9 protein-coding genes are annotated in these 16,229 nt (G+C 57.3%); 2 read left to right on the forward strand and 7 right to left on the reverse strand.

Going from position 1 to position 16,229, the window contains the following annotated elements; genetic code table 11:
- Positions 1–110: 110 nt before the first annotated feature.
- A complete protein-coding gene (locus BBOH_RS08360; protein WP_162177115.1) occupies positions 111–3,371 on the reverse strand; it encodes a family 43 glycosylhydrolase in 3,261 nt (1,086 codons plus the stop codon).
- 280 nt (positions 3,372–3,651) lie between these two features.
- Positions 3,652–4,728 (reverse strand): LacI family DNA-binding transcriptional regulator, encoded by a 1,077-nt coding sequence (locus BBOH_RS07085; RefSeq protein WP_044098280.1) that lies wholly within the window; start codon positions 4,726–4,728, stop codon positions 3,652–3,654.
- Between the two features lie 315 nt (positions 4,729–5,043).
- Here BBOH_RS07085 and BBOH_RS07090 point away from each other — a divergent pair, with 315 nt between their 5' ends.
- Together BBOH_RS07090 and BBOH_RS07095 are read left to right on the forward strand one after the other, a co-directional pair.
- Positions 5,044–6,648: a glycoside hydrolase family 43 protein gene (locus BBOH_RS07090; protein WP_033522459.1), complete on the forward strand. Its 1,605-nt coding sequence runs from the start codon at positions 5,044–5,046 to the stop codon at positions 6,646–6,648.
- A gap of 742 nt (positions 6,649–7,390) precedes the next feature.
- A complete protein-coding gene (locus BBOH_RS07095; protein WP_052118242.1) occupies positions 7,391–7,570 on the forward strand; it encodes a TetR family transcriptional regulator C-terminal domain-containing protein in 180 nt (59 codons plus the stop codon).
- Positions 7,571–7,675: 105 nt separating this feature from the next.
- Here BBOH_RS07095 and BBOH_RS07100 read toward each other — a convergent pair whose 3' ends face one another.
- From BBOH_RS07100 to BBOH_RS07120, 5 genes are all read right to left on the reverse strand, one after another.
- Complete coding sequence (locus BBOH_RS07100) at positions 7,676–9,658, reverse strand: dipeptide ABC transporter ATP-binding protein (protein ID WP_044098313.1); 1,983 nt, start codon at positions 9,656–9,658, stop codon at positions 7,676–7,678.
- A 100-nt stretch (positions 9,659–9,758) separates the two neighbouring features.
- On the reverse strand, positions 9,759–10,754 hold the full coding sequence (locus BBOH_RS07105; RefSeq protein ID WP_033522503.1) for an ABC transporter permease: 996 nt from the start codon (positions 10,752–10,754) through the stop codon (positions 9,759–9,761).
- A 50-nt stretch (positions 10,755–10,804) separates the two neighbouring features.
- The gene (locus BBOH_RS07110) at positions 10,805–11,731 is read right to left on the reverse strand and encodes an ABC transporter permease (protein ID WP_033522461.1); all 927 of its coding nucleotides are present in this window, start codon (positions 11,729–11,731) and stop codon (positions 10,805–10,807) included.
- Positions 11,732–11,998: 267 nt separating this feature from the next.
- Positions 11,999–13,621 carry a peptide ABC transporter substrate-binding protein gene (locus BBOH_RS07115; RefSeq protein ID WP_044098314.1) on the reverse strand — a complete coding sequence of 541 codons (1,623 nt, stop codon included), beginning with the start codon at positions 13,619–13,621 and terminating at the stop codon, positions 11,999–12,001.
- Positions 13,622–14,132: 511 nt separating this feature from the next.
- Positions 14,133–15,779: a peptide ABC transporter substrate-binding protein gene (locus BBOH_RS07120; protein ID WP_033522504.1), complete on the reverse strand. Its 1,647-nt coding sequence runs from the start codon at positions 15,777–15,779 to the stop codon at positions 14,133–14,135.
- Between the last annotated feature and the right edge of the window lie 450 nt (positions 15,780–16,229).

Here is a 16,229-nt window from a genome sequence, read left to right on the forward strand (position 1 = left end):
CCGGTCAAGCCATCGGCAATGGTCGTACCCATCTACCTGCAAGTCGAATACGGCAGGACGGCGGCAACTTTCTCAAACCACCGCCCTGCCACATACCCGCAAACTACTTCTCACGCCCCGGGGACTCTCTCCTGTAACGAAACACCAGCAGCGATGACGCCAGCCCTGGCGGCGCCCACAGCAAACAGCGCCAACACGGATACGGCACAACCAGTATTCGGCAGCGACGCGGTCTCGGATTCGGCAATCGGATCGAAGCGTCGGCGCTCCATGACTCCAACCGGATTCGCCGAGCACGGAATTTCTTGCCCCGACAGCGTTCCTGAACGCGGCAATGCACGCATGCCCCAGAAGGCGGCTCGACCCTCATGGGACGTGGCGTCAGGGCCGGCATCAGCGAAGACATCACCACCGAGGCCGGAAATAAAGAGCCGTTCAATGCCGGTCTCATCAGTCTGGTAGCCAACGGTGCCCATGTAAGTACCGTGCAACTTAGCGGCGGCCGGAGCGGCAGTGAAGAGAAGGGTCACCTTCCCGCCATCAACCTTCCATGCACCGGCAATCCCATCACCGCCGAGTGTGCCATCTTCCTTGAGCGTCACATTAACCGAATGATATATCGCGGGACTCGTCTCGCCTCCTCCGGAATAGAAGGCAACCGGATTATGCACCACGAACCGGTAGTCTCCAGCAAGCTTTTTGACGGTGATCGACGAACCGGGCACAATGCTACCCGACTTCTCGTATGGAGCCATAACCAACCACCCATCAGCCAAGACCATTGGCTGCACGCGCACTTGGTGCTCCTCCAGGGCGGCGCCGGAACGCACGTAGCGGGTGTGGAACACATTGTAAATCGACCCATCAGAATCAGAAAGGATGGCGTTGCCGCCCTGAGATGTCTTGACGTTTTCACTACCGGGTTGGTCGTAGGAACTGAGAATGCGCAAACCACGATTAAAGGCCGTGTCATTGGGGACTTTCTGCGTGTAAACAGCAGCATTGCCGTTCTGATCAAGATAGGGGCCCGTGATGGACCTCGAACGGAACTCACGCATCTGATAGCCACCGGTCTGCCCAAACCCTCCATATGAGAGCATGAGATACCAATACCCACCGTCCTTCGCCAGTGCCGCCCCTTCACCGGAATTGCCGAAACCACCTGCAAGCTTATGGCCATAATAAGCGTCGGAAACATTCTTGACCGTCTGATACTTGATCCCATAATCACGCAAGCCGGTCGTCGGATCGAGCCTAATCATCCAAATCCCGCCGAACCAGGAGCCGAAAGCCATCCACAGATTCTTGCCGTCATATTTGACAGAAGCGTCTATGGCATTGATGCCCGTGTCCTCAAGGCTATCGTAACGCGTCAGATCCGGATTCACCCCCAAGACCTTCGGCACATCCGTCTTCATATAGTTCGACTTGTTGAAACCCGAATAGACCACTGGCCCCACATAGGTCCAGTCTCCTTCAATATCGTCCGCGGTCAGCAGCACGATCATGGTTTTCTGGTATGGAAAACCGCCACCGTTAAGGCTCAAATACATGCACCATTTGTTCATGGTCGAGTTCCAGATCACCTCCGGAGCCCACATGTTCCCGCTCACATCATTGTTGCCCCTCTGGCTGGGCCAAGAAGCAAAGGCACGGTCAAGCACACGGTGGTAGTCGGTGACGAGGTTGTTGCTCAAGTACTGCCAGTGCTGCAAGTCGGTGCTTTTCGCGAAAGCACGATGGGAACCGAAGATGTAGTACCGTCCATTGGCCTTGACGATCGACGGATCGTGTGAAGTTACACGGGTATGCGTGGCATCGTCGCCAGCCGTCATCGGCTGGACGGACAGGACGAACGTCTTGGTCACCGGCGAGCCGAGTCTCTGGCCGCCAGATCCGGCAAGTGAACGGTCGCTGACGCTGGCGATCAACCTCACCTCCTGCGCCCCACCGCAATCTGGACGCCTGACCTTGGCGACATAGTCATCAGCGGCATTCCTTCCCTCGTCATCGTCGTCGTTCTGCACACCGACCTTGGCTCTGGGCCCTCCATCAATCCCGACCAACTTCGTATTGTCCGACGCCCAAGCAATGTCGCCTACGAATCCGTAATCGTTCACGTTCAAAGTCGAAGGCAGTAATATGTCGCCACGCACATTGTCGCTATTGACGATGCCGTCGAGGGAAAGCGAATCGAAGACCTTCTTTCGGAATTCGTCCCGCGTCAGCCTCTTGGGCACAGTGACGACGAATGTCTTAGTCACGGCATGGTTCGGGGAGGCGATTCCAGCGCCAGGCGTCAGCCTTGCCGTTAAAGTCACTCGTGTATCAACCTGGGGCAGCGTGACGACGGCTTTCCCCCGATCGCCGATGGCAATCACCGGATTGTCGGAAGTCCACGTCACGCCAGCATCGGCAACGCTCATAGGCAGAGTGAAATCCGCATTGGCACTTGCCGGCACCTGAAGGGCGGCAGCCTGACCGGACAACAAATCACCGACCGCATCCGCAGGCAGTATCCGCGCAATCTGACCGGGAGTCATAGCTTGGTCATATACGGTGAACGAGCGAACGGCGCCATGATAGAACGCATCGCCCACTCCGGGGTAACGGGATTGCCCAATCACATCGTTGGTCTGATTGGAAAACCGGGAAATATCGACTTCCGCGTCCTTTGAACCGACACTACGGCCGTTGATATACAACGTCAGCTTCTTTGTCGCACCATCGAAAGTTGCCGTAAGCGTCTGGAATCTGCCCGTTGAGAGATTATCGCTCGCATTAAGCACCAACTCCCCCGACCCGTTCCCCTTCGAGGTGATGGACGAGTAAAGCGAAGTATGGGTGGACACGGTCCAAGATCCTTTAGCTTCCTGACCGGTGCCGCCGAGTGACCACAGATAGGTCCAAGGGTTGGGGCCGCTGTTGAACTCGTCATTGCTCACCACGGTCGACACCGTTGCCGAATGAAGCCCTTGAAGAATGCCATCCGGCAGCTTCACATAATAGTTGCCCGTCATGCTCAAAGCATTATCGCGATACACCCCAGCCACCTCGTCAATGCCGTTCGCGGTCACTTTGGCGGGACCAAAACTCGATCCGTTTACGCCATTATTCACGGAGGATGCAGTCGTCGATGAAAAGTCGTAATCCACGACCTTATCGGGCAGTGAACGCGAATCAGGCTGCATAAGCGGTGCGTCTTGCCGACCCTCCGTGGCTCGAGGAACCGGTTGCGCTGATGCCGAAACAGCCCCAACCAATCCAAACAGCATGGAGAATGCAGAAAGCAGGGCCGCCGACTTGACACAGGCCAAACCGAGCGCCCCAGAAACCCTAACCGATTTTTTACATCGTTGTAAAACAGACATCATGTCCTTCTCCCCATCCTTCAAATCGAAAATCCACCCTTTGATAAAACCGCTTCCGCGCGGCCACCAAAGAAAATGAAAGACCATTTTCAAAACACTCTACACGGCAAGATGACCGCCGGCAAATACACAGCAACCGAACAGAACCGCTCATACGCCATGCGACCACAGCTCACAACTCGCGAAACAACGCCGTAGCCCCAATCCGACATGGGCCGTAGTCATGCGAATGCAGACCCCAGCACCAGGCAGCGATATCCAGCGAGGCAGAAAAACAGAGCTAACGACCGATGACACGACGAGTGGAGTCACGCACGATCAACGTGGACGAAACCTTACGGAACACAGGATCCGTTGAATCGAATGGGGCAACTCCGTCAATACGATTCTTGAGCACCTTCACGGACAGTCGCGCCACGGCCTCGAGCCCTGGAGCAATCGTGGTCAACGCCGGAGAAAGATACTGAGAATCATCAGAATTATCGAAGCCAATGACCGAAATATCTTCGGGAACCGAAAGACCATGCATCTGAATGGCGTGCATCGCGCCCGAGGCGAGCATGTCGTTCAACGCCACCACCCCATCGGGCTTGACGCCGCTATCCAACAACTCATTCATCGCGCTTACTCCATCGCTGCGATGCCACATCCCTGCCGGCACGACAAGACGTTCATCGAAATCGATGCCATTCTCTTCCAAAGCCTCTTTGTACCCTTGAAAACGCAAGCCCGCCGAACCGACCTTCTCGCCGGGATGCACACCCAGCACCGCGACACGTCGGCACCCGGTTTGCACCAGATACCCGGTAGCCCGCTTGGCGCCCTCCACGTTCTCAGTAGCAATGTGATCGACTTTGTCGGTGAAAATGCGCTCGCCGATCAACACCAGCGGGTAATCCACTTCCAGCTGAGCCACATCTTCCTGGCCGAGTTCCAATGGGCTAAAGATCGCACCGTCGAGCATGGCGTGCCGTCCGTCGTGCAGAGCGGCGATCTCACCGTCACGGGAATAAAGAGTCGGTTCCACTATAACCTGCAGGCCAAGCTTTTTGGCTTCAGTGATTACCAGCGACGAAAGCTGGGCGAAATACGGCAGTTGCAAATCGGGAATGATAAGCGCAATGACGCCGGTCTGACCACGCCGCAGATTTCGAGCCGAGACATTGACGATATAGCCGAGTTCGTCAATGGCCTTGGTCACCTTTTCGCGCGTGGCATCGGAAACATATTCGTAGTCGTTGACCACGTTCGACACGGTTTTAATGGACACGCCCGCCTTTTTGGCAACCTCACGCATGGTCACGACTCTGGAATCGCCGGACCTGGCTTTTGTTCCGTCCTCAGCCGCAGTTTCCATAGCACACACCTTTCGCATTGCGACGGATAACCATATTCTACATGACCGCCATATACATCGTTATAGTTTCGACAGGGAAACATCATACCTTTTTATAAAACCGCCTCCGTCGTTCCGCCTGCCGGCTGGCAGTCATATCCGGATAACCCGTCCGGTCAGAGCAGGGCCCGATTGTATCGATTCGCCAGTTACCAATGATCATCAGGCAGCAAGTCGGCTGGCGTGTTCCATTTCAACGTTGTACAGTAGCATCAGAAGTTACAACGTTGTAGAAGCGAAAAGCCACAGCGGTTTATGCAAAGGAAGGACACCTCCATGACCTGGACCACAACAATGAAAACGACCATTCAACGGGTCTCATGCGCGGCACTGACCGCATTCACCTTGGTGGGAGCAGGCTGTGGCGGCGCTTCATCAACCGATAAGCAGTCTCAAGCATCCAACGACAACAGCGACAACGTCGCCTCGAGGCAGTTCAACGCCAAACGAATCAGCCGCGTCTCCGTTCACGATCCATCGGTGGTCAAGGCAAACGGAAAATATTATGTTTTCGGCACACACCGTTCCTGGGCGAAAAGCGACGACATGGTCAACTGGAAGCCGTTCACCAACAACCTGAGCCGCGACTACGAGAAGATCTTCGACAAGATCTGGCAGGACTGGCCGTCACAGCCAGAGAACGACGATATCAAGGGCAATATGTGGGCTCCGGATGTCATCTGGAACCCCACGATGAAGAAATGGTGCATGTACCTCTCACTCAACGGGGCCAACTACAAGTCGGTCATCGTGCTGCTGACCGCCGACAAGATCGACGGCGACTGGACGTATGTGGGTCCGGTTGTCTACTCCGGATTCCGCCAGAGCGACATCAACCAGACTGACGTGCCGAAGGTGCTCGGCCAAGGAGCCGATGTCAGCCGCTATGATTCGCCGGAAGACACGGAAATCAACGCAATTGATCCCTGTGTGAAAACCGACACGAACGGAGACATGTGGATGACCTTCGGCTCATGGTTCGGCGGCATGTGGATGTTCAGGCTCGACCCCGCCACCGGTTTGCGCGACTATTCCAAGGCCTACGAGACCGTCACCGATCAATCCGACGCATACTATGGCATCAAGCTCGGCGGCGGATACGGCAACTCAGGTGAGGGCTCGTACCTGCTGAACGCCAACGGCTGGTGGTACCTGTTCACCTCCTATGGCCATCTCGATCAGAAGGGCGGCTACCAGATTCGCATGTTCCGCTCCAAGTCCATCACCGGCCCATATGTCGACGAAAACGGCACTCACGCGGTCTCCACCTCCGCCGAGGCCAACAACTGGGCCGGCACCACAGGCATACGTCTGCTGAGCTCGGTTCAGTGGAGCGGCAACAAGAACGACGACATCGAGGTTTCGCAAGGGCACAACTCCGCCCTGGTCGACAGCGACGGCACCATCTACCTCGTCTACCACACGCGTTTTTCGGACCGGGGCGAATACCACGAGGTCCACGTGCGCCAGCTGCTGCCCACGGCGGACGGATGGTTGACGGCGGCACCGTACGAATATACCGGAGTCAAGGCCAAGCCCAAGGGCTACCCCGCCTCGGCGCTTGCCGGCGAGTACGAGCTGGTCACGCACAACCCGAGCACCTCGTTCCGCGGCAGCCGAAAGGCCAGCGACACGTCCAGCAAGCACTACCTCGGCGTCAACAAACCCTCGCATATCGAGCTCAAGGCCGACGGCACCGTGAGCGGGGACGAAACCGGCACCTGGCAGGCCGAATCCGGCTCGAACAAGGTGACCCTCAAACTCGGGGACACCACATATTCCGGCGCCTTCGACCAACTGCCGCGCGAGAAAGACGGCAAGACGGTGATGACCTTCAGCGTCATCGGCGGCAACCTGTCGATCTGGGGGTCACAGGTCTGACCGTCCCGGCAAATTCCCAGTCTCTTTTTGACCGCATTACCACAACACCTTAACGCCCCCCCCCACCAACGCAAAGGGCCGACAAATACGATCGCACGAATGACGGGATCCCGCCGATTCACAATGCGTATCTGCCGGCCCTTTCATCGCCAGAAAGCTCACCGCCGGCGGTCCGGGCCGTCGCCGCCAACAATCCAAGCCATCACCGCCAAGAGATGGGCGACCGTTGATCGCCGCAGTACAACGAGCAACGCCCCTAACAGCGCCCCGAAGGCGGCAAGGCTCTTTTGCCTGGTTGGCGATTTTCTTTTGCCTCGTTGACGTTTTTCGAGTGTGAGAATGGTTCAAAATGGCGCAATTCCAACGAAAATTTCTTTTGCCTGCCATTTGCTTCTTTTTTGATTTTCAAAGCAAAGGGGAAGCAAAACAGGCAAAGAATAGCTATGGACCCGACACTGGAGACCGGTCACATAGCCGATGAAAGCGCGAGCCACCGGACGTTATACATTGCCGGCATGATACGCGTCGCGGTGACGCTTCAACGGCACCACGAGCGACATTTCTATATCAACGGAAAGCCCACCACTGGTAGTCCAGGCCGTCGCTGAACGGATGGTCGAACAGGGCGAGTACGAACTTCTTACGCAGGAGCGCGCACCCGCGACGGACCATCCCGGGGCACAAGTACTTTGCGCGCCGATGTGCGTACGGGCGAGAAAAGGTGAAGGAACCGTTCGCTCAGATGCGGAGCGACGGCTACCTGCGCAACAACATCGACGCCGACCGACTCGCGGAGGATCTCATGGCGCCGATGATGGACGGGCTGCAGATTCAGTGGGTCTACGAGCCCGGCAGCGTTGACGTCCTCGAGCGGCTTAAATCGGCGGTTGAGCCGTATCTCACCGTGCCTTACGAGGACTAAATACCGAGGGTATGAGAAATTAGAGGCCAAAACCGAAACGCCGCGAAGACCCACACGAATCTCAGCGGCGTTTCGAATTTCAGAAATTGTAGACGACTATGGCTGTCAGTCAAGTCCCAACTTAAGCTTGCCACCGGGAATGGCGTCAAGCAGGTCACGCGTGTACTGCTGCTGCGGATGATCGAAGACCTCGTCGGTGGTGGCATGCTCCACGAGCCGACCCTTCTGCATCACAACCACCTCATCCGCAATCTGGCGCACAACAGCCAGATCATGGGTGATGAACAGGTAGCTCAACCCGCGTTCGGCCTGCAGATCGTTGAGCAGGCGCAAAACCTGATCCTGCACCAGCACATCCAAGGCCGAGACAGCCTCATCACAGACAATGACGTCCGGATCGAGCGCCATGGCCCTCGCAACGGCGATACGCTGACGCTGGCCACCGGAAAGCTCGTTCGGATAGCGTTGCATCACGGAGCGCGGCATTTTCACCAAGTCCAGAAGCTCCTCGACACGCTTGCGACGGCTCTTGGCGTCACCGATTCCATGGATGCGCAACGGTTCCTCGATCGACCGATAAATGGAGTACATCGGGTCGAGCGAACCATACGGGTTCTGGAAGACGGGTTGCACATGCCTGCGGAAGTCAAGTAACTTCGCTCCCTTGAAACCGGAGATATCCTCGCCTTCGTAAGTGACCGTGCCACTCGTGGGCTCCAAAAGCTTCAACACCATGTTGGCCACGGTGGACTTGCCCGAACCGGACTCGCCCACGATCGCCAGTGTCGTGCCGCGTTTGACGGAGAACGACACGTCATCGACCGCCTTGAACATCTCCTTCTTACGCGGTAGCTTGAACTCGCGGGTCAGGTGGTTCACGGTGATGATGTGCTCGCTTTTTTCGAGCGTATCCTCGCCTTTGGCGTGGTGCTCCATCAACGCTTCAGCATTCTCGCCACGTTCGTGGGCGGAAATGATGCGCTGTGACGCCAGGGACGGCGCCGCGGCGACCAGACGCTTGGTGTAAGGGTGCTGCGGGTGCTGCAAGACCTCAAGCGACGGCCCCGACTCCACGACCTGGCCTTTGTACATCACGACGATGTGCTGTGCACGTTCGGCGGCGAGGCCGAGATCGTGGGTGATGAAGAGCACCGCCGTACCAAGCTCGTCGGTCAAAGTGTGCAGATGGTCAAGGATCTTCTTCTGCACCGTCACGTCGAGTGCGCTGGTGGGCTCGTCCGCGATCAGCAGATCGGGACGGCATGCCAGGCCAATGGCGATGAGGGCACGCTGCAACATGCCTCCGGAGAACTCGTACGGATACTGGCGTGCGCGAGTAGCGGCATCGGGCAGACCGGCCTCGTCCAGAAGACCCGCGATGCGGTCGTCCATGGTGCTGCCAATCACGTACTTCTTGGCGATACGCCAAGCCTCGTCGTCCCCCACACCGGCTTTGATGAGCTCTTCGGCCACGCGCCAACGGGTCTCCGAACCGGGCACCCCCTCCTGCTTGAAGCGGGCCATGGCCCGTTCGGCTGCCCCGTCACGCACACCGGCCTTGTCCAACGCCGTGGCAGCGGCCTCGAGCAGTCCCGGCAGTTCCTTCGACCCCAGGAACGTCTCGTCATCGACGTTCTTGAGATTGATGTCGCCTTCGGCTTCGGCTATGGCCGCAGCTAGTTTGGAACGCTTCTCGTGGCTGATGTCCATGTGGTTGGCTTTGAGCGCTTCCTTGACCTGCGTGGAGATGCGCCACACGGGGTTCAGGTTGCTCATCGGGTCTTGGGGAACCAGCCCCATCTTCTCACCGAGAATCTGCTCATATTGCTTACGGCTGTAGTGTGAAATCTCCTTGCCCTCGAGCTTGATGGAGCCGCCCACGACATGCCCCGTCCCCGGCAGCAGCCCGAGGACAGCCATGGCCGAGGTGGACTTGCCCGAACCGGACTCGCCCACAATCGCCACCCACTGGCCGGGATATACATTGAACGACACGTCACGCACGGCATGCACCTCGCGCTTGTCGTCGGTGATGAAATCGACCTTGAGATCCTTGACATCGAGGATCGGCCCCTGCTCACGCTGCATCGCCGACAGCCTGTCTTCAGTCTCCGCCGGTAAGACGGGGGCATCGGCGTTGTTCACAATATCGTTATTCGCTACGTCACTCATTATTCGCTCCTCAAGTTCACGCCGTGCGGCTCTTCGGATCCAACGCGTCCTTCACGGCATCGCCCATCATGATGAAGGCAAGGACGGTGATGGCCAAGGCTGCGGACGGGTAGAAGAGCACCGAGGGATCCGTGCGCAGAATGGCCTGCGCGTTCGAGATGTCACCGCCCCAGCTGACGGTGGTGCTCGGCAGACCGATGCCAAGGAAGCTCAGGGTGGCCTCGGAGACGATGTATGAGCCGAGTGAGGTCGTGCCCACCACGATGATCGAAGCGACCGAATTCGGCAGGATATGCCGTACCAGGTTACGCAACGGCGTCGAGCCCAATGCGGTGGAGGCCGTGTTGAACTCGAGGTTCTTCGTCTCCAGCACCGAACTTCGGGCGATACGGGCGGTCTGCGTCCAGCCGAATAGCGTCAGCACCAGTACAATCTTCCAAATCGAACTGGAGGTGCGGAACATCTGCAGAACCACGATGGCGCCAAGAAGCATGGGGATGGCCATGAAGATATCGGTGAACCGGCTAAGCACGGCGTCGATCCAGCCGCCGAAGAACCCGGCCAGCCCGCCGATGAGCGTGCCCACGATCACTACAAGCAAGGTGGTGAGCAGGCCGACGGAAAGCGACGTGCGCGTGCCATACACCGTGCGGGTGAACACGTCGCAACCCTGCGTGTCGTAGCCGAAGGGATGACCTGGACCGCCCTTTTCAAGGGAATGCTCAAGCTGGCAATAGTTCGGGTTCTGATGGGTGAAGACCCCGGGGAACAACGCCACGAAGACGATGAAGACAATCAGCACGCCTGCCACGATGAACAACGGATTACGCCGCAACGTACGCCATGCATCGGTCCACATGTTACTGGCCGGAGCCGATTCATCCATCGAATCGACTTCATGCAAAGGGGTCTCGTCGAGAGAGGCCACATACCGTTCCTGCCCCGGCAGCACCGTCCCCGTCCCAGAGGTTACGCTCGACCGCGAAGTCTCGTTCATTGCGAAATCTGTCATATCGTCATCCTGATGGTTTTTGTCACTCATATTCGTCTCAGCCTCCCCTCTCACGCGTACCGGATTCGCGGATCAAGCACCGCATAGAGCATATCGACCACGAGATTGCATACCACGAAAATCAAGGTGAGCAAGGTGACAATGGAGACGACCATGTTGCTCTCACCCTTGAGGATGCTCTGGTAAGTAAGGAAGCCGATGCCGTGAATGTTGAAGATCGTCTCGGAAATCATCGCACCGCCCATCAGGGCGCCCAGATCCTGACCGAGATAGGTGATCACGGGAATCATCGAGTTGCGTAGCACATGGCGGACGATCACGGAGCGGTTCGTCATGCCCTTGGCGCGCGCGGTACGCACATAGTCCTCGGAGATGTTGGAGGATATCTCGGAACGCGAGAGTCTGATGATGTACGCCATGGAAACGGATCCAAGCACCATCGCCGGCATCAACAGATCAAGGAAACCGGGGTCGTTGCCCGCGGTGACCGGCAGAAGGTGCCATTTGACGCCAATGAAGTACTGCATCAGGAAACCGGTGACGAAGGTCGGCACGGAGATCAGAAGCAAGGAGACAATCAGAATGACGGCGTCATACCACTTGCCCTTCTTCAGTCCTGAGATGATGCCGAACACCACGCCGAACAGAGCCTCGAACACGAACGCCATCAGACCGAGCTTGATGGTGACCGGGAAGGCGCGGGCTATCTCATCGATCACCGGTTGCCCCGCGAACGTATTGCCGAAGTTCAGCGTCAGCGCATTCTTGAGAAACAGCAGGTACTGAATGATGAACGGCTTATCGAGGTTGTATTCCGCACGGATCTGTGCCGCGACCGCCTGGTTGATCGGCTTGTCTCCAAACATGGCCTTCACCGGATCACCGGGAAGCGCGAAGACGAGCGCATACACCAACAGCGTCGTACCAAGAACCACGGGAATCATCTGCAAAATACGGCGCAGAAGATACTTGCCCATCGGTTGCTCCTTATTGTCAAATCGAGGCTAGCAAGACCTAAAGGAAAAAGCCGGCCAGAACATATGAACTCCAGTTTAACTCGCGCGCACGTCAAATATGTTGTAATGCAGTACTTTATGAGCATAATATGAGTACGGGCTCCGCATCGGCCTGCCAAGGCGGATCATTAGGCGCCATGCGGGAAACGTTGCGCCACCGCCAAAGAAGGCAAGGACCGTACGTGACAATCACGCACGATCCACCGTTTCTTTCAACGCAAACGGGAACTACTTATGCAGTTCGCTGTATACCGATTGATTTTGCCAGTCCATTTGGAAGCCTTTAACCCCCTTCATGGCCACACCGTGCGCATTGTCATAGTAAAGCGGGATGGCGGGAAGATCGTTGAGCAGGATCTCCTGGGCCTGACCGTAAATCACGTTCGCGGCATCCGTGGAAGGAGCGGCATACGCCTGGGTCATAAGCTCATCAAACCGGGAATTCGAATAATCCCCATCGTTCGCGCCGTTGCCATGTCCGGCCTCGGAATCATAGCATTGGAACAGATAGTCCTCCGCCGAAGGATAGTCGGGCGTCCATCCGGAACGGAAGCCGCCCTTGATCTGCCGCTTATCCACCAAATTGCGGAACTCCTGGAAGGTCGGCACCGGATCGGCGCTCACTTTGATGCCCAAGGTGTTCTTGATCGAGTTGACGATGGCATCATAAATCGGCTTGTTGCCGCCGTCCGCGTTGTAGGAGATGGCGAACGGATCGACGTCCTTGCTGATCGCGTCCGCCTTCTCCCACAGCTCCTTGGCCTTCGACGGATTGTAGACCAGATTTTCCTTGCCCTTGAGGTTCTCGGAGAAGCCCGGCGTTTTGGGCGAGGTGAAATCAACGGGCTGGGTGCCGGTCCCGTTCAGGACCTTGGTGACGATCGACTTACGGTCGATGGACATGGAGACGGCCTGACGACGCAGCGTGCCCTCCTCGGTGCCGGACTTGAAATGCTCAAGGTTCGAGGGAATGGAGAACATTTGGATGATCGAACCCGGCTTGTTATAAGCCACAACGGTCGGATCGCTCATGAAGCTCTTGGTATCGGCCGGCGGTACCGTGTCCATCACATCGAGGTTGCCTCCCTGCACATCGGCGTAGGCGGCATCGACCTTGGTGTAGATCCTGAAGGTGATGCCTTGGTTCCGGGGCTTGACATTGCCGTGGTAGTAACCGTTCCGCACCAGCCTGATCTCCTGTCCGTGCGACCATTCGGCCAGCTTGTACGGCCCGTTGCCCACAGGCTTGTCGCCGAAGGCCTTCGGGTCTTTGTAGAACGAATCAGGCAGCGGCGCAAATGCCATGTAGCCCACCTTCACCGGGAAGATCGAATCGGGCTTCGACATATCGACGGTGAAGGTGGTGTCATCAAGGACTTTCAGACCGGACAGTTGCTCGGTGCCGTTCAGCCCTTTCTGCTGCAGGTCGTCATAACCCTTGATGGTCGAGAAGAACGACGCGCACTTCTGGACGTTCTTCACATTGGCGACGTAGCTCCATGCACGGGTGAAGGATTGCGCGGTCACCGGTGTGCCGTCCGAGAACTTCCAGCCCGGCTTGAGCTTTATGCTATATTGCGTCGAATCGGAGTTCGGCGTGATCGACTGCGCCACTTCGTTCTGGGCCTTGCCATTTGAATCGAACGATACCAACTCCGCGAAAATCTGCGAGCCCGGTCGAGAGCCGCCCGTTTCATTGGTATTGCCGGGAATCAACGGATTCTGCGGCTCGCTGTCGAACACCGTGATGACATTATCGCCGCCGCCCGAAGCCTTCGACGCGGAACCGGATCCACCGCAGCCCGCCAACGTCCCCGCCGTAACCGCCATCGTCGCCAAAAAGGCGACCATCGTTTTCTTCGAAGTGCGTATTCCCATATTCTCTCCTCCCTACCGCCCTCTGGATCGTGGCATCGGAACGAATCGTCTCAACCCCACACCAACGACGATATGCGCGGTAACGCATTTATGCACAACGCATCTCACACTTTGAAAGCGCACCGAAAAAAAAATCACGGAAAACCGCAGGCGGCGGGCCGCATCACGGCATCCCTCGACGCAAATAGCCGTGCAACCGCGCCTCCGCACGAGACCTTGTTCCTTATGCCGTTCCTTGTGCCCCATGCCGCGTTCGCCGCAGGGTACGGCCGTCGCACCACCCATCCAAACCACACCTCTTCGGCCGCCCATCCACCGTCGACGGGATTTCACCCCCATGCGCAGGTCGATCTAGATACACGAAGAGGACGGACCGCATGGCGGCCCGTCCCCTTATGCCCTTTGCTTCCAGTGAATCGCAGGCTACTAGGCGTATGCCCACACCGCGCAATCACCAGAACGCCAGAATCTCACTGGTGCATTCTCAGTGGTGCATCTTGACGAAGGTCCCAAAGGACTGCCAATCGATCGAGAAGCCCTTGACGTTCTTCGAAGCTACCCCATCATTCGCACGGTAGTAGAGCGGGATGGCGGGCAGGTCGTTCAGGAGAATCTCCTGAGACTGCTGGTAGAGCTTGTTGGCCTCATCCACGGACTTGGCCTTGTAAGCCTCGGCGAGCAACGCATCAAACTTCGGGTTCTTGTAGTCACCGTCGTTCGAACCCTTGCCGTCAGCGGCCGAGGAGGCGAAGTTCTGCACCAGGTAGTTCTCGGCCGAAGGATAGTCGGGCTGCCAACCGGAGCGGTAGGCGCCCTTGATCTTGCGGTTGGAAATCGCGGTACGGAACTCATTGAACGTCGGCATCGGGTTGGCTTCGGTCACTTCGGAGCCGATGGAGTTGTTGATCGAGTTGACAATCGCGTCGAATACGGGCTTGCCGTCACCGTCAGCATTGTAAGACAATGAGAGCTTCTCGGTGTCCTTGCTGATCGAGTCGGCCTTCTCCCACAGTTCCTTGGCCTTCTTCGGGTTGTAGGAGAGGTTCTCCACACCCTTGATGCTGTCCGAGTAGCCGGGGATGCCCGGAGCTGTGAATTGCTTGGCGGGAGTGCCCACGCCGAAGAGCACCTTCTTGATGATGCCTTCACGGTCGATGCCCATGGAGATGGCCTGACGACGCAGCGTGCCCTCTTCGGTACCCGCCTCGAAGTGAGGGGTTTTCGCGGGAATCGTGAACTGTTGGATGACGGAACCGGGCTTGTTGTACGCCTGGAGGCTCGAATCCTTCTCAAAGGTCTTCAGGGCCGACTGCGGCACGCTGTCGAGAGCGTCGAGGTTACCGGCCTGCACATCGGCGTAGGCGGCGTCCATCTTGGTGTAGACCTTGAAATCGACGCCATCGTTGGCCGGCTTGTCCTCACCCGTGTAATTAGGGTTCTTCACGACCATGATGTCTTGGCCGTGGGTCCAGGACTCGAACTTGTAGGGGCCGTTTCCAACGGGCTTGTTGCCGAAGGCCTTCGGATCCTTGTAGAACGAATCAGGCAGAGGCGTGAAAGCGGAATAACCGACCTTGATCGGGAAGGTCGCGTCCGGCGCATCCAGGTCAACGGTGAAGGTTTTGTCGTCCACGACCTTGAGGCCCGAAAGCTGTTCGGTGCCCTTGAGGCTATCGGCCTTCTGCAGATCGTCGAAGCCCTTGATCGTGGAGAGGAAGGCTGAGCACTTCTGGGCGTTCTTCACATTGGCCACATAGCTCCATGCCTTGGTATAGTTCTCGGCCTTGATCGGAGTGCCGTCGCTAAACTTCAGCCCCGACTTGAGCTTGATCGTATATTGCGTTCCATCCGCGTTCGGCTTGATGGATTCAGCCTGATCGTTGACCGCATTGCCCTTTTCATCGAAACGCACCAGCTGCGAGAAGATGGCGCGCAGAACCTTCCCGCCGCCCGTCTCGTTGGTGTTGCCGGGGATCAAGGGATTCTGCGGCTCTGAGTTGACGATGGAAACGATGTCCTTGCCACCGTTGCCGGAAGCGCCTTTGGAAGACCCGTTCGAACCGCCGCAAGCACTGAGCAGCATGGCCGCGGAGCACGCCACGGCCGCGAAGGCCAAAGCTTTCTTCTTCATATCTCTCCTATCCAATCGGTCTACGTGGTCGATAATCACGCCGAAAAACGAAGACGCCGGCATTTCCTGTTTCAGCCGACCCCAACGCTGTTGTCCCATTGTCGCGCGCGGTGAGGAATTATGCAAACGCCTACTCAATAAATGGACGCATGTCGGAAAGCTTGATGGGGTCCGGCAACGAATGCGACGGCAGAGAAATGAGAAACCCGGCGACCGAGGCCGCCGGGTAAGAGAGAAGAGAGAAGATTCAGTTATGAGGCCCTTTATCAAGAACCACACCAGCTCTGTTACCTGCTGACAATGTCCATATAACCCCACTTACCTTGGAGGAGGGATAGGCAAATCTCAAAGGTATCTGTGAAGTATGTGAAGGTATTGGAAAAGTGCTTATCATGACGATATTTCGCCGCGTGCATGGCCTTGTCGCTAAGACCCCGGACCGATTACCAC

It is taken from the genome of Bifidobacterium bohemicum DSM 22767 (assembly GCF_000741525.1).
GTDB classification, from domain to species: domain Bacteria; phylum Actinomycetota; class Actinomycetes; order Actinomycetales; family Bifidobacteriaceae; genus Bifidobacterium; species Bifidobacterium bohemicum.

Coding starts and splice junctions, on each gene's coding strand:
- BBOH_RS07120 (WP_033522504.1), bottom strand. CDS start 15,779: ATGAAGAAGAAAGCTTTGGCCTTCGCGGCCGTGGCGTGCTCCGCGGCC.
- BBOH_RS07105 (WP_033522503.1), bottom strand. CDS start 10,754: ATGACAGATTTCGCAATGAACGAGACTTCGCGGTCGAGCGTAACCTCT.
- BBOH_RS07115 (WP_044098314.1), bottom strand. CDS start 13,621: ATGGTCGCCTTTTTGGCGACGATGGCGGTTACGGCGGGGACGTTGGCG.
- BBOH_RS07110 (WP_033522461.1), bottom strand. CDS start 11,731: ATGGGCAAGTATCTTCTGCGCCGTATTTTGCAGATGATTCCCGTGGTT.
- BBOH_RS07085 (WP_044098280.1), bottom strand. CDS start 4,728: ATGGAAACTGCGGCTGAGGACGGAACAAAAGCCAGGTCCGGCGATTCC.
- BBOH_RS07090 (WP_033522459.1), top strand. CDS start 5,044: ATGACCTGGACCACAACAATGAAAACGACCATTCAACGGGTCTCATGC.
- BBOH_RS07100 (WP_044098313.1), bottom strand. CDS start 9,658: ATGCAGCGTGAGCAGGGGCCGATCCTCGATGTCAAGGATCTCAAGGTC.
- BBOH_RS07095 (WP_052118242.1), top strand. CDS start 7,391: ATGCGGAGCGACGGCTACCTGCGCAACAACATCGACGCCGACCGACTC.
- BBOH_RS08360 (WP_162177115.1), bottom strand. CDS start 3,371: ATGTCTGTTTTACAACGATGTAAAAAATCGGTTAGGGTTTCTGGGGCG.